General features: G+C 72.1%; 2 protein-coding genes. Both read left to right on the top strand.

Annotated elements, in window-relative coordinates:
- Positions 1-18 precede the first annotated feature (18 nt).
- Positions 19-9,663 carry an amino acid adenylation domain-containing protein gene (locus tag AB0D18_RS40850; RefSeq protein ID WP_362430785.1) on the top strand — a complete coding sequence of 3,215 codons (9,645 nt, stop codon included), beginning with the start codon at positions 19-21 and terminating at the stop codon, positions 9,661-9,663.
- Between the two features lie 15 nt (positions 9,664-9,678).
- Positions 9,679-16,502: amino acid adenylation domain-containing protein (locus AB0D18_RS40845; RefSeq protein ID WP_362430784.1), on the top strand; the 6,824-nt coding region annotated here is incomplete at its 3' end.

The raw sequence follows: 16,502 nt of genomic DNA, 5'->3' as shown, positions 1-16,502 counted from the left end.
GCCGTCGACCCGGCGGAGTTGCGTGCGCATGTGGCGGCCGCTCTGCCCGCGTACATGGTGCCGTCAGCCTTCGTGACCCTGGACGCGCTGCCGCTCAACCCGAACGGCAAGCTGGACCGCCGTGCCCTCCCCGCACCCGACTTCGGCTCCGCGGCCGGCACGGGCCGGGCGCCGCGCACCGAGCAGGAGGAATCGCTCTGCGCGGTCTTCGCGGAAGTGCTCGGTGTGGAGCAGGTCTTCATCGACGACAGCTTCTTCGACCTCGGCGGACATTCCCTGCTCGCCACCCGCGTGGTCAGCCGCATCCGTTCGCTGTTCGGCGCCGAACTCGCCGTCCGCACCCTCTTCGAGACCCCGACCGTGGCGGCGCTCACCGAACGCATCGGCGATGCCGCCGACGCCCGCCAGGCCCTGGTGGCCCGGGTCCGCCCGGAAGCGGTCCCGCTCTCACCGGCCCAGCGCCGACTGTGGTTCCTCAACCGATTCGAGGAGCGCAACGGCACCTACAACCTGCCCCTGGCCGTGCGCCTCACCGGCGCTCTCGACCCGGACGCCCTGCGCGAAGCGCTGGCCGACGTGGTCGTGCGCCACGAGAGCCTGCGCACCGTTTTCCCCGACACCGAGGGAAGGCCGCGTCAGCTGGTCCTGCCGCCCGAGCAGGCCCGGCCCGAGCTGCTGCGCACCCCGGGCCTCGATGCCACCGCGCTTGCCGAAGCCGCGGCCGAGGACTTCGATCTGGCCACCGAGATCCCGCTGCGCGCCCAGTTGTTCGAGATCTCGGCGACCGAACACCTGCTGCTCGTCGTGGTGCACCACATCGCGGGCGACGGCTGGTCCATGGCACCCCTCGCCCGTGACATCGGTGAGGCCTACGACGCCCGCCGCTCGGGCGCGGCACCGGCCTGGGAGCCGCTGCCGGTCCAGTACGCCGACTACACCCTGTGGCAGCGCGAGGTGCTCGGCGACGAGAGCGACCCGGGCAGCGGCCTCGCCCGGCAGATCGACTTCTGGCAGCACGCCCTCGGCGCACTGCCCGAGGAGCTCGAACTCCCCGTGGATCGGCCCCGCCCCGCCGAGATGAGTTTCCGCGGCGACACGGTGCCGTGCGAGATTCCGGCCTCGGCGCACGCACCGCTGGCGGAGCTGGCCCGGGAGAGCCGTGCGAGCGTCTTCATGGTCGTGCAGGCCGCGCTCGCCGCGCTGCTCGGACGCCTCGGCGCCGGTGACGACATCCCGATCGGCTCGCCGATCGCGGGCCGTACCGACGAAGCCCTCGACGACCTGGTCGGGTTCTTCGTGAACACGCTGGTGCTGCGCACGGACCTGTCGGGCGACCCGACCTTCCGCGAGCTGGTGGAACGGGTCAGGGAGAGCGACCTCGCCGCCTACGCCCACCAGGACGTCCCCTTCGAGCAGCTCGTCGAAGTGCTCAACCCCGAGCGCTCGCTGGCCCGCCACCCCCTGTTCCAGGTCATGCTCTCCCTCCAGAACAACGCGGAGGCGACCCTTCACCTGGACGGCCTGCGGATCGAGCCCGAGCAGGTCACCGTGGACGGGGCCAAGTTCGACCTCTCCTTCCAGCTCGCCGAGTCGTTCGCGGCGGACGGCTCCCCGGCCGGAATCGGCGGACGCATCGAGTACGCGACGGACCTCTTCGACCGCGAGACCGTCCAGCACCTGGCCGCCCGCCTGGTGCACCTGATCGGTGCGTTGGTGAGCGGCCCGGACGAGAAGGTGTCCTCGGTGGACGTCCTGACGGCCGGCGAACGGCACCAGGTGCTCACCGGCTGGAACGACACCGCCCGCGACGTCCCGGCCGTCACCCTGCCCGAGCTCTTCGAACGGCAGGCGGCGCTGACCCCCGACGCCACCGCCCTGGTCGCCACGGACGGCCGCCTCACCTTCGCCGAACTCGACGACCGCGCCAACCGCATCGCCCGGCTGCTCGTCCGGCACGGCGTCGGCCCCGAGCAGTACGTCGCCGTGGCCCTGCCCCGGACCACGGACCTGGTGGTGGCCGTGCTCGCCGTCACCAAGGCGGGCGCCGCCTACGTCCCCGTCGACCCGGCACACCCCTCGGACCGGATCGCCCTGCTCCTCCAGGACGTGGGCGCCGCCGCCGTTCTGACCGCGGCAGGCACCCGGGACACCGTCCCCGGGGACCGGGGCGGTCTCCGTATCGACCTGGACGACCCGGCCGTCGTCGAAGCACTGCGCGAGCTGCCCGGCACCGCCCCCGGCGATGCCGTACGGAGCGCCCCGCTGCGGCCCGACCACCCGGCGTACGTGATCCACACGTCCGGTTCCACCGGCCGCCCCAAGGGTGTCGTGGTCGCCCACCGCAGCCTCGGCAATCTGTACCACCACCACTTCCAGGAGCTGTACGCGGCCGAGGCGCAGAGCGCCGGCCGTCCGCTGCGCGCAGCTCTCACCGCGGCCGTCTCCTTCGACGCCTCGATCGACCCCCTCCTGTGGATGGTGGCCGGACACGAACTCCATCTGATCGACGACGACGTCCGGCGCGATCCGGCGGAACTCATCGCGTACGTACGCGCAGCGGGCATCGACTTCATGGAGCTCACACCGTCGTACGCGGAACAGCTCCTGGAGGAAGGGCTCGTGCGCGACCCGCAGGCCCGCCCGCGGATCCTGGCCCTGGGCGGTGAGGCCGTGAGCCCGGCCCTGTGGCAGGAGCTCGCTCGGACACCGGGCGTCACCGGCTACAACCTGTACGGCCCCACCGAGGCCACCGTCGACACCCTGACCGCGCGGACCACGGACACGGCACGGCCGCTCGTCGGCCGGCCCGTCACCAACAGCCGCGTGCAGGTGCTCGACGCGTCGCTGCGCCCGGTCGCGCCGGGGGTGGCGGGCGAGTTGTACATCGCGGGTGCGGGTCTGGCCCGCGGCTACCTCGGCAGGTCCGCGCTGACGGCGGAGCGGTTCGTCGCCGACCCGTACGGCCCTGCCGGTGCGCGGATGTACCGCACGGGTGATGTGGTCCGGTGGACCCGGACCGGCGAGCTGGCCTACGTGGGCCGCACCGACGACCAGGTCAAGATCCGCGGGTTCCGTATCGAGCCCGGTGAGATCGAGACCGTTCTGTCCCGCTACGAAGGCGCCGCTCAGGCCGTGGTGGTGGTGCGGGAGGACCAGCCCGGCATCAAGCGGCTGGTGGCGTACGTGGTGCCGCGTACCGGTGAGCTGGACCGGGCGGCAGTACGGGCACACGTGGCCGGGGTGCTGCCCGAGTACATGGTGCCGTCCGCGTTCGTGGAGCTGGCCGCACTGCCGCTGACCGTCAACGGCAAGCTGGACCGCCGCGCGCTGCCGGCGCCGGTGCTCACGGGCGCCGGCACCGGGCGGGCCCCGGGCAACCGGCGCGAGGAGGTGCTGTGCCGTCTGTACGGCGAACTCCTCGGTGTGGAACAGGTGTCGGTCGACGACAGCTTCTTCGAGCTGGGCGGCGACAGCATCGTGTCGATTCAGCTGGTGAGCCGTGCGCGGAAGGCAGGGCTGGTGCTCACGGCACGCGAGGTGTTCCAGCACCGGACGCCCGAGGCGCTGGCTGCGGTTGCCGGGAGTGTGTCGGCGGTGCGGGCCGAGGACCCGACGGCCGGTCTGGGGCGGGTTCCCGAGACGCCGATCGTCGGGTGGCTGCGTGAGCTGAGCGGCCCGGTGGACGGATTCAACCAGGCGATGCTGCTGCAGACGCCCGCCGACGTGTCGTACGAGCGGCTGGAGTCGGCGCTTCAAGTGCTGCTGAACCACCACGATGTTCTCCGCTCGCGCCTTGTCCGCACCGACGACGCCTGGAGCCTGGAGGTTGCCGAGTCCGGTTCCGTACGGGCGGCGGACGTACTGTGCCGGGGCGAGGGCGCCATCAGCGCCGGGGCGCGTGCCGCGCAGCGGCGTCTGTCTCCCGAGGCAGGATCGATGCTGCAGGCGGTGTGGTTCGAGGATGCGGGCCGACTGCTGCTCATGGTCCATCACTTGGTGGTGGACGGGGTGTCCTGGCGGATCCTGCTGCCGGATCTGGCGCAGGCGTACGCGGGTGCTGATCTGGAGCCGACCGGTACCTCGTTCCGGCGCTGGGCGCAGGAGCTGCACGCCCTGGCTGCACAGCGCGCGGCCGAACTCCCGCTCTGGGAAGCCGTACTGGCCGGAGACGATCCGCTGATCGGTGCCCGTCCGCTCGACCCGGAGACCGACACCGCCTCCACCGTGCAGCACCTCTCCCTCACCCTCCCCGCCGACATCACCGGCCCGCTCCTGACCGACGTCGCGGCAAAGTTCCACGCAGGGGTGAACGACGTGCTCCTGACCGGCTTTGCGCTCGCAGTCGCCGAGTGGCGGGGTACGGAATCCAGCAGTGTCCTCGTCGACCTCGAAGGCCACGGCCGTGAGGACGTCGTCGAGGGAGTGGACACCTCTCGGACCGTCGGCTGGTTCACGAGCATGTTCCCGGTCCGGCTCGACGCAGGGGAGGCGGGGAACACGGGCGACCCGGGCCGCGCCCTCAAGACGGTCAAGGAGCAGCTGCACGCCCTCCCCGACAACGGCATCGGCTACGGCCTCCTGCGCCGTCTCAACCCGGACACATCCGGCGTCCTCGCTCAACTTCCCTCTCCGCAGCTCGGGTTCAACTACCTGGGCCGCTTCGACGCCGACGGCGGCGACCCGACCGGGGCGGGCGCCGACTGGGCCCTGTGCTCCGACGCCGACCTCGGTGACGGCCGCGACCCCGAAGGCCGCACCGCGCATGCCCTGGATGTCAATGCCGTCACCCTCGACCATGCCGACGGGCCGCAGCTGGTCGCCGACTGGTCCTGGCCGGCCGCGCTGTTCACCCAGGACGAGATACGTACCCTCGCCGAGGGCTGGTTCCGTGCCCTCCGGGCCATCGCCGCGCACGCGGCCGAACCCGACGCCGGCGGGCTCACACCCGCCGACCTGCGGCCCCTGGTGTCGGTCACCCAGCAGCAGATCGACCGCCTGGAGACCGAACACGGCCGCCTCACCGACATACTTCCGCTCTCCCCCCTCCAGCAGGGCCTCCTCTTCCACGCCGTCTTCGACGAGGACGCCTCGGACGTCTACACCGTCCAGCTCTCCTTCGACATTGAAGGTCCCGTGGACCGGGCGGCGCTCCGAGCCGCCGTGCACACACTCCTGACCCGGCACGCCAACCTCCGGGCCGGTTTCCGGCACGAGGGACTCGACACACCCGTCCAGGTCATCCCCACCGACTTCGAACTCCCCTGGAGGGAAATCGACCTGACGCCCCTTCCGGAGCCCGAGCGCGACGCCGAGGCCGACCGCCTCGTGACCGAGGACCAGACACAGCGCTTTGACCTCGCGGCGCCCCCGTTGATGCGGTTCACCCTCATCACGACCGGCCAGGACCGGCACAGGTTCGTCGTCAGCCACCACCACCTGCTCCTCGACGGCTGGTCCATGCCGGTCTTCCTGGGCGAGCTGTTCACGCTGTACGCACAGGGCACCGGCGCCGCGCTGCCGCGCGTCACCCCCTACCGCGACTATCTCGGCTGGGTGGCCGCACAGGACCGTGGGGCTGCCGAGCACGCGTGGCAGCAGGTCCTGGACGGGCTCGACGAGCCCACCCTCCTTGCCGCCCCCGACCCGTCCCGGGCCCCCGTACTCCCGGTGCGAACCCGACTCGAACTCCCGGAGGAGCAGACCGCCGCGCTGGCGCGCTGGGCGCGGTCGCACGGGGTGACCGTCAATACCGTGGTCCAGGCGGTGTGGGCGATGGTGGTGGGTCAGCTCACCGGCCGTCAGGACGTCGTGTTCGGCGGTACGGTCTCCGGCCGGCCCCCGCAGGTCCCCGGCATCGAGTCGATGGTCGGGCTCTTCATCAACACCCTTCCCGTACGGGTCCGGCTGGACCCCGCCGAGACGGTCGGCGCTCTCCTGGAGCGGCTCCAGGACCAGCAGGCCGGCCTCATGGACCACCAGTACCTGCCGCTCGCCGACATCCAGCGGATCGCGGGACAGGGCGAACTCTTCGACTCCCTCGTCATCTTCGAGAACTACCCGCTCGACGCCGCCGACCTGCGCAAGTCCGCAGGCGGCCTCGGGATCGTCGGAGGTGACAACCACGAGAGCACCCACTATCCACTCAGCCTCACCGTCAGCCTGGGCCGCTCGCTGGGCCTGGATCTCGCCCACCGGCCCGACCTGCTCGACCGGAGCCACGTCGAGGCGCTCGGAGCCTGCCTGCTGAGGCTCCTCGGCGAGGCCGCCGACCACGCCGAGGAACCGGTGGGCCGGCTGCGGCTGCTGGCACCCCAGCACGAGAAGCTCGTGCTCGGCGACTGGGCGGGCACGGTCGACGCCGGGCACGGCGTCCCACCGCTGACCGAACTGTTCGCGCAGCGGGCCACCGCGACCCCCGGCGCGACGGCGGTGATCTCCGGGGCCGAGCGGATCGGCTACGCCGAACTCGACGCCCGTGCCAACCGCCTGGCCCACCTCCTCGTCTCCCGCGGAGCAGGGCCCGAGCGGTACGTCGCCGTGGCCCTGCCCCGGTCGGCGGAGCTGCTGGTCGCGCTGCTCGCCGTCCTCAAGTCCGGCGCCGCCTACGTGCCGCTGGACCCGGAGCATCCCGCCGAGCGGCTCGGTCACATCCTGGCGGACGCCCGTCCTTCGCTGCTGCTCACCACCGCTGCCGCCGCGGCCATGCTGCCCACGACGGACGTCCCACCGCTGCTGCTCGACACCCCGGAGACGGCCCAGGAGCTGGCGGAACACCCGGCCGAAGCCCTGGACGGCGCACCGGCCGACGGCCGGAATCCGGCGTACGCGATCTACACCTCCGGGTCGACCGGCCGGCCCAAGGGCGTCGTGATCTCCCGGGCCGCCCTGGACAACTTCCTCGCCGACATGTCGGCGCGGGTGCCCATGGACGGCACGGACCGGCTCGTCGCCGTCACCACCGTCTCCTTCGACATCGCGGCCCTGGAGCTCTACCTGCCGCTGCTCGCCGGGGCGGGGGTGGTCGTCGCGAGCAAGGACGAAGTTCTCGACCCGAGGGCGCTGGCGGCTCTGATCGGCACCCACGGCGGCACGGTCATGCAGGCCACGCCCTCGCTGTGGCAGACACTGCTCGGCGACGTTCCCGCGGCCCTCGCCGGGCTGCGGATGCTCGTCGGCGGCGAGGCCGTACCCGGAGCCCTCGCCGGGGCGATGGCCGCGGCCGGCCGGCGGGTGATCAACGTGTACGGGCCCACGGAGACGACGATCTGGTCCACCGCCGCCGAACTGGACGGCACCACCTCGGCACCGCCCATCGGGCGGCCCCTCCTCAACACCCGGGTCCATGTGCTCGACGGCGCGCTGCGCCCGGTGGCGCCGGGCGTCCCGGGAGAGCTGTACATCGCGGGCGCGGGCCTGGCCCGGGGCTACCTCGGCAGGCCGGGGCAGACCGCGGAACGGTTCGTCGCCTCCCCGTACGGCTTGCCGGGGACGCGGATGTACCGCACCGGCGACGTGGCCCGCTGGGGCGCGGAGGGCGAGCTGGAGTACCTCGGGCGCACCGACTTCCAGGTCAAGGTCCGCGGCTTCCGCATCGAGCTGGGCGAGATCGAGTCGGTCCTGGCACGGCACGCGCAGGTGGCCCGGGTCGCCGTGGTGGTCCGCGAGGACCGGCCGGGCAGCAAACTCCTGGTGGCCTATGTCGTCCCGGCGAGTGCCGGGTGCAACACGGCGGAACTGCGGGCGTACGCCGCCGCGGAACTGCCCGGCTACATGGTCCCGGCCGCGTTCGTCACCCTCGACGCGCTGCCGTTGAACACCAACGGCAAGCTGGACCGCAAGGCGCTGCCCGCACCGGGCTTCGGCGCGCTGCCGGCCGGCCGGGCACCGGTCGGCCCGCGCGAGGAACTGCTCTGCCGGCTCTTCGCCGAGGTGCTCGGTCTGCCCACGGCCGGTGCCGAGGACAGCTTCTTCACCCTCGGCGGCGACAGCATCAGCTCCATCCAGCTGGTCGGCAGGGCCCGCCAGGCGGGTCTGGTGCTGACCCCCCGCGAGGTGTTCCGGCACAAGACCCCCGAGGCGCTCGCGGCGGCCCTGCCCGAGAGCCCGGCCGAACAGGCACTGGCCCCCGACCCACAGGGCGCGGACCCCGCAGTCGGCGCTGTGCCGGCGACCCCGATCATCCGGTGGCTGAGGGAACTGGGCGGCCGTATCGAGGGGTTCAACCAGTCCGTGACCTCACCCGTTCCCGGAGACCTCACCGGGGACCGGCTCACCGCGGTCATCCAGGCCGTGCTCGACCACCACGACGCACTGCGCGCCAAGCTGGTGCGGACGGACACCGACTGGACGTTGCACATACCGCCGAAGGGAGACGTCCGGGCCCAGGACGTGATCCACCGGGTCGACGTCACGGGGCTCGACAAGCACCGGGCGACGGCGCGATTCGAGGCGGAGGGCCTCGCCGCGCAGAACCGGCTGGACCCCGACGCCGGGCTGATGGTGCAGGTCGTCTGGTTCGACGCGGGACCCACCGCATTCGGCGAGTTGCTGCTGATCGTGCACCACCTCGTGGTCGACGGAGTGTCCTGGCGGATCCTGACGCCTGATCTGATGGCCGCCTACGAAGCGGTCGCGGCCGGACGGGAGCCCGTACTGGAGCCGGTGTGGACCTCCTTCCGACAGTGGGCCCGGAGCCTGGTGGCAGCTGCCGCAGACCCGGAGCGCACTGCCGAACTGCCGCTCTGGACAGGCATGCTGGCGGGCCGGGTGGAACCGCCGCTCGGAACGCGGGCACTGGATCCCGCCCGGGACATGGCCAAGACCGTGCGCCAGCTCACCGTGACCCTGCCGCCCGAGATGACGAAGCCGCTGCTGACCACCGTGCCCGCTGTTTTCCGGGTCGGCGTGAACGACGTACTGCTCACCGCCTTCGCACTGGCGGCGACCGAGTGGAACCGCGACCGGGGTCGTCAGGACGGCGGCGGCGTGCTGCTCGACCTGGAGGGCCACGGCAGGGAGGAGCTGCTGACGGGCACCGTTTCGGAAACGGACATCTCCCGTACGGTCGGCTGGTTCACCAGCCTCTTCCCGGTCCTGCTCGACCCCGGCGTCCCCGACGGCGACTGGGCGGACATCCACTCCGGCGGACCCGCCGTCGGCCGCGCCCTCGCCAAGGTCGCGGGCCGCCTCGCCGAACTGCCCGACAACGGCGCCGGATACGGCCTGTTGCGCTACCTCAACGCCGAGACCGCACCGGCCCTGGCGGCCTTCCCCGCACCGCAGATCGGCTTCAACTACCTCGGCCGGTTCGCCTCCACGGCAGAAGACAACGGCGGCGACGACACGGGCGGTCTCGGCGGCAGTGACGCCGACATGCCCGCCGCGCACGCACTGGAACTGAACGCGCTCACCCAGGACCGCCCGGACGGCCCCCGCCTGGTGGCCACCTGGACCTGGCCGGGCGAGCTGTTCACCGAGGACGAGGTGGCCGCGCTCGCCGAGGGCTGGTTCCGGGCCCTGCGCTCCGTGGTGACCCGGGCCGGCCATCCCGACGCCTCCGCGGTGATCCCGGCGGCACCCCAGCACACCGCGGCGCCTCTGGCACCGCTCCTCGACCTGGACCAGGACGAGATCGACGCATTCGAAGAAGACTTCGGGCTCTGAGTGGAGAAAAGCGAAATGACTACGTCGAAGCCGCGGCTCGAGGGCATCCTCCCGCTCTCCCCGCTCCAGCAGGGCCTGCTGTTCCATGCGCAGTACGACGCGCAGGGCCCGGACGTCTACACCATGCAGTTCGTCCTGGACATCGAGGGCGGACTCGATCCCGAGGCGCTGCGCTCCGCCTGTGCCGCCGTGCTGCGCCGGCACTCGGGGCTGCGCGCCGCCTTCCGCTACCGCAAGAACGGCGAGCCGGTGCAGCTCATCCCGTTCGAGGTGGCACCGAACTGGACCTGCACCGACCTGTCGGGACTTCCGACGGCCGACCGCGCGGCCGAGGCCGACCGGCTGGCGGCCGAGGACCGGACACGCCGGTTCGACCCGGCACGCCCGCCGCTGGTCCGGTTCACGCTCCTCACCCTCGGGGAAGGACGCTTCCAGTTCCTGCTGACCACCCATCACATCCTGCTCGACGGCTGGTCGAGGGCGCTGCTGGTCGGTGAACTGTTCCAGCTGTACGGGCTGTTCCGCGAGGGCTCCGACGAGAGCGCGCTGCCCCCGGTCGCTCCCTACCGGGAGTATCTCGGCTGGGTGGCCGCACAGGACCGTGGGGCGGCCGAGGTCGCGTGGCGGCAGGTGCTGGACGGGTTGGAGGAGCCGACGCTGCTGGTCGCCCCCGATTCCTCCCGCGAGCCGGTCACGCCGGTACAGACGCGGCTGGAGCTTTCGCAGGAGCGGACGGCGGCGCTGGCCGGGTGGGCGCGTTCGCGCGGAGTGACGGTCAATACCGTGGTGCAGGCGGTGTGGGCGATGGTGGTCGGTCAGCTGACCGGCCGTCAGGACGTGGTGTTCGGCGGTACGGTCTCGGGCCGTCCCCCGCAGATACCGGGCATCGAGTCGATGGTCGGGCTCTTCATCAACACTCTTCCCGTACGGGTCCGGCTGGATCCGGCCGAGACGGTGGGCGCTCTCCTGGAGCGGCTCCAGGACCAGCAGGCCGGCCTCATGGACCACCAGTATCTCGGCCTCTCCGACCTCCAGCGGATGACCTCCGTGGGAGGGGAACTCTTCGACACCCTGCTCGTGTTCGAGAACTACCCGGTGGACACCGACGGCCTGCGAAAGTCGGCCGGCGGCCTCGGTGTCGTCGACGGCCGCAGCCACGAGGGCACCCACTACCCGCTCAGCCTCATGGTTCACGTGGGGACCACTCTCGCCGTGGATCTGAGCTACCGCGCCGATGTGCTGGACGCCGCCGAGGTCACCGCCGTCGGAAACCGGGTGCTGCGCCTGCTCGCAGCCCTGGACGGAGCCGAGAACACCCCCGTCGGCAGGCTGGAGTTCCTCACCGCCGAGGACCGCGCCCTGGTCCTCGACCGCTGGAACGACACCGCGCACGCCGCCGAACCGGTCACCCTGCCCGCCCTGTTCCGCCGGACCGCCGACCGCCACCCCGACGCGACGGCCGTCCAGCACGGCGACACCTGCCTCTCGTACGCCGAACTCGACGCCCGTGCGAACCGTCTCGCCCGCGTCCTGATCGGCAGCGGTGTCGGACCCGAACGGACCGTGGCGCTCGCCGTCGCCCGCTCGGCCGAGCAGATCGTGGCCCTCTGGGCGGTGCTCAAGGCGGGCGCCGCGTATCTGCCCATCGACCCTGAATACCCGGCCGAGCGCATCGCCCACGTACTGGCCGACGCCCGGCCCGTCCTCGTCCTCACCGACAGCACCACCTCGGCGCAGATCACCGCGGCCGTCCCCGGCGGCGACGTACCGCACCTGGTGCTCGACACTCCCCAAACGGCCCGGCTGCTCGCCGCCGAGAAGGAATCCGACCTCACCGACGAGGACCGCACCGCGCCGCTCTCGGCCCAGACCCCCGCCTACGTCATCTACACCTCGGGCTCCACCGGGCGGCCCAAGGGCGTGGTGATGCCGGGCGGTGCCCTCGCCAACCTCGTCGCCTGGCACGAGGATGCCCTGCCGGGCGGACCGGGCGTGCGCACCGCCCAGTTCACCGCCATCAGCTTCGACGTGTCCGCACAGGAGATCCTCTCCACCACCCTCTCGGGGCGCGCCCTCGTCGTCCCCGACGAGGAGACCCGGCGCGACCCGGCCGCCTTCGTGCGCTGGCTCGACGAGCAGCGGGTCGACGAGGTGTACGCACCCAACCTGATCATCGACGCGCTCTGCGAGGAGGCGAGCGGTCAGGGCCTGGAGCTGCCCGCGCTCGGACATCTCGCCCAGGCGGGCGAGGCGCTCGTACTGAGCAAGCGGATACGCGACTTCCACCGAGGCAACGGCCGGGTCCTGCACAACCACTACGGACCGACCGAGACCCATGTCGTCACCGCGACGACCCTGCCCGCGGACCCCGACGACTGGCCCGACCGGCCGACCATCGGCCGCCCCGTCCGCAACACCCGGACGTACGTGCTCGACGGCGCGCTGCGACCGGTGCCGCCCGGCGCCCCCGGTGAGCTGTACCTCGCCGGAGCGGGGCTGGCCCGCGGCTATCTGAACCGGCCGGGGCTCAGCGCGGAACGGTTCGTCGCCGATCCGTACGGCCCCGCGGGCACCCGCATGTACCGCACCGGCGACGTGGTGCGCTGGACCTTGGACGGTGAACTGGACTACCTGGGACGCAGCGACCACCAGGTCAAGATCCGCGGTTTCCGCATCGAGCTCGGCGAGGTCGAGGCGGCGCTCACCACGCACGCCTCGGTCGGGCGGGCAGCCGTCGTCGTGCGGGAGGACCGGCCCGGGATCACGATCCTCGCCGCCTACCTCGTACCGGTGCCCGGATGCCATGTGCCGGGCGCCGACGCTCTGCGGGCCCATCTCGACGGCATCCTGCCCGACTACATGGTGCCGACCGCCTTCGTGCCCCTCGCCGCGCTCCCGCTCACCCTCAACCGCAAGCTCGACCTCCGGGCCCTCCCCGTCCCGGACGTCACCGTCACCGCGGGGCGGGAGCCGCGCACCGCCGGCGAGGCCCAGCTGTGCGGCCTCTTCGCAGGCGTCCTCGGCCTGGAGAAGGTCTCCATCGACGACGGCTTCTTCGATCTCGGCGGGCACTCCCTGCTCGCCACCCGCCTGGTCAGCCAGGTCCGTACCGCCTTCGGTGTGGAGCTCGCGGTGCGGGCCCTGTTCGAGGCTCCCACAGTGGCCGCCCTCGCCGACCGGATCGCCACCGCGGGGCGGGCCCGCAAGGCGCTCTCCGCGGGGCCGCGCCCCGAGGCGATACCGCTGTCACCCGCACAGCGACGCCTCTGGTTCCTCGGCAGGTTCGAGGACGCGGGCGGCAGCTACAACCTGCCGCTGGCCGTACAGCTCTCCGGTGAACTCCGGGTGGGGCCGCTGCGTGCGGCGCTCGCCGACGTGGTGGCCCGCCACGAGAGTCTGCGCACGGTCTTCCCCGAGAGCGACGGGCGTCCCCGCCAGCTGATCCTGGACCCGGAGCAGGCCACCCCCACGCTCCCGGTGATCGGCGTCGACGCGGACGATCTGGAGCTGACTCTGGCGGCATTCGCCGGCAAGGAGTTCGACCTCACGCGTGAACCCCCGCTCAGGGCACGCCTGTTCGCGCTCAATGGCAGCCAGTACGTGCTGATGATCGTCGTGCATCACATCGCGGCCGACGGCTGGTCCATGGCCCCGCTCGCCCGCGACCTCGGCGACGCGTACCGGGCCAGGTGCGCGGGCGTGGCCCCCGGCTGGCAGCCGCTGCCGGTCCAGTACGCCGACTACACCCTGTGGCAGCGCGAGGTGCTCGGCGACGAGGGCGAGCCCGGCACCGAACTGTCCCGGCAGATCGACTTCTGGCGCACCGCGCTCGCCGGGATCCCCGAAGAACTCGCCCTGCCCACCGACCGCCCGCGGCCGCCGGAGACGAGCTACCGCGGCGACACCGTCGACCTGGACATCCCCGCAGGTGTGCACCGGCGGCTGGCCGCCCTCTCCCGGGAGAGCGGTGCCAGTGTGTTCATGGTGGCGCAGGCCGCGCTCGCGGCGCTGCTCGGCCGGCTCGGCGGGGGTGAGGACATTCCCGTGGGTACGGTCATCGCGGGGCGTACGGATGAGGCGTTGGACGATCTGGTCGGGTTCTTCGTGAACACGCTGGTGCTGCGTACGGATCTGTCGGGTGATCCGACCTTCCGTGAGCTGGTGGAGCGGGTCCGGGAGACGGACCTGGCGGCGTACGCGAACCAGGACGTGCCCTTCGAGCAGCTCGTCGAGACGCTCAACCCCGAGCGCTCGCTGGCCCGCCACCCCCTGTTCCAGGTGATGCTCTCCTTCCAGAACAACGCGGAGGCGACCCTCGACCTGGGCGGCCTGAGCGCCACCGGCCGGGCCGTGGGCCTCAAGACCTCCCACTTCGACCTGTCCATGGTCCTGGCGGAGCGGTTCGACGAGGCTGGAGCCCCGGTGGGCATCGGCGGCGGCATCGAGTTCGCCACGGACCTCTTCGACCGCTCGACGGCGCAGGACCTCGCGACCCGGTTCGTGCGGCTGGTCCGGGAGCTGGTGAGCGACCCGGACCGGAAGCTGTCCTCCTGCGACGTCCTGACGGCCGAGGAGCGCAGGCGGATCCTGGTCGACTGGAACGACACCGCCCGCACGTTCCCCACCGGCACCCTCTCCGGCCTCTTCGAGCAGCAAGCCGCCCGCACCCCCGACGCCGTCGCCCTGGTGTTCCAGGACACCCGCCTCAGCTACGCCGAAGTCAACGCCTGGGCCAACCGGCTGGCCCGGCACCTCACCCGGCTCGGGGTGCGGGCCGAACAGCCCGTCGTGGTCCAGCTGCCCCGTTCGGCCGAGTACATCGTGGCGCTTCTCGCCGTGATGAAGGCGGGCGCGGTCTACGTACCCGTCGACGCGGGCTATCCGGCCGACCGCATCGCTCACATGCTCGACGACGCCCGTCCGGTGGCGGTGCTCCGCGACCCGGCCGAACTGCACGCCCTCGACGCCGGGTTGTCCACCGAGAACCTCACGGACGCCGACCCGGGTGATCGGCCGCGCCCGGACAACGCCGCGTACATCATCTACACCTCGGGCTCCACCGGCAGGCCCAAGGGCGTGACCGTTCAGCACCACAGCATCGTGAACCTCTTCCACGACCACTTCGGGCGGCTGTACGCACCGGAGATCGCGAGCGCGGGCGACCGCCGGTTGAGCGTCGCGCTGGTCGCATCGCTCTCCTTCGACGCCTCCTTCGACCCGCTGCTGTGGATGATGGCCGGACACGAACTGCACCTCATCGACGAGGAGACCCGGCACGATGCCGCCGCCCTGCACGCCTACGCCCGGCGGATCGGCGGAATCGACCACTTCGACACCACGCCCGGGCACTACCTGCAGCTCCACGAACTCGGGCTGACCGCCGACGAGTCGATCCGTCCGTCGATCGTGAGCCTGGGCGGCGAGGCGCTCGGCGAAACCCTGCGCGCGGAGCTCGCGAACACCCCGGGGCTCGTCGCCCACAACCTGTACGGACCCACCGAAGCCACCGTCGACGCTCTCGGCCAGCGCGTCACAGAGGCCGGCCGGGTGCTCGTGGGACGGCCCCTGGACAACTACCGGGCGTACGTTCTCGACCCGGGTCTGCAGCCGGTGGCCCCCGGTGTGGCGGGAGAGCTGTATCTCGCCGGAGCCGGTCTGGCCCGCGGCTATCTGAACCGGCCGGGGCTCAGCGCGCAACGGTTCGTCGCCGATCCGTACGGCCCGGCGGGCACCCGGATGTACCGCACCGGTGACCTGGCCCGCTGGACGAGGGACGGCCGGATCGACTGCATCGGCCGGGTGGACGACCAGGTGAAGATCCGCGGCTTCCGGGTGGAACTCGGCGAGATCGAGAGCGCGTTGGTGACTCAGGACGAGATCGCCCAGGCCGTCGTGATCGTCCGCGAGGACCGCCCCGGCATCAGGGAACTCGTCGCCTACGCCGTACCGGCAGCCGGACACCGGATGCCCGATGCCGACGAACTGCGGCTGCGCCTGGGCGGACGGCTTCCCGCCTACATGGTCCCGGCCGCCTTCGTCGCTCTCGACCGGCTCCCGGTCACCGTCAACGGCAAGCTGGACCGCAAGGCCCTGCCGGTGCCAGGACCGCGCACCGGAGCCGACGGCCGGGCGCCCCGCACCGCCCAGGAAAAGGCGCTGTGCGACATCTACGCGGAAGTCCTCGGTCTGGAACAGGTCTCCATCGACGACGGCTTCTTCGACCTCGGGGGCCACTCGCTCCTCGCCACCCGGGTGGTGAGCCGCGTCCGCTCGGTGCTCGGCGCCGAACTCGCCGTCCGTACGCTCTTCGAGGCGCCGACCGCAGCGGCGCTCGCCGAGCGGCTCGGTGATGCCGGACGGGCCCGCACGGCGTTGACCGTGCGGCGGCGGCCGCAGGAGATCCCGCTGTCGTCCGCGCAGCGGCGGCTGTGGTTCCTCAACCGCTTCGAGGGGCGCAGCGGCACCTACAACATGCCGCTGGCCGTCCGTCTCACGGGCGCCCTGGACGCCGCCGCGCTGGAGGCGGCGCTCGGCGACGTGACAGCTCGGCACGAGAGCCTGCGCACCGTCTTCCCCGACGCCGACGGAAGGCCGCACCAGCTGATTCTCCCGGCCCAGGAGGCACGGCCGTCGCTGGAGATCGTCGACTTCGACGGGGGAGCGCTGGCGGAAGCGGTCGCCGCCGGGTTCGATCTCGCCGAGGAGATCCCCCTGCGCGCACAGCTGTTCAGGGTCTCGGACACCGAGCACGTCCTGCTCGTGGTGGTGCATCACATCGCGGGTGACGGCTGGTCGTTGGCGCCTCTGGCCCGTGATCTGGGTGTGGCGTACGCGGCTCG

Origin of the sequence: Streptomyces sp. NPDC048442, assembly GCF_040651475.1 — a bacterium.
GTDB lineage: Bacteria > Actinomycetota > Actinomycetes > Streptomycetales > Streptomycetaceae > Streptomyces.
This window is presented reverse-complemented; position numbering and strand designations above follow the sequence as displayed.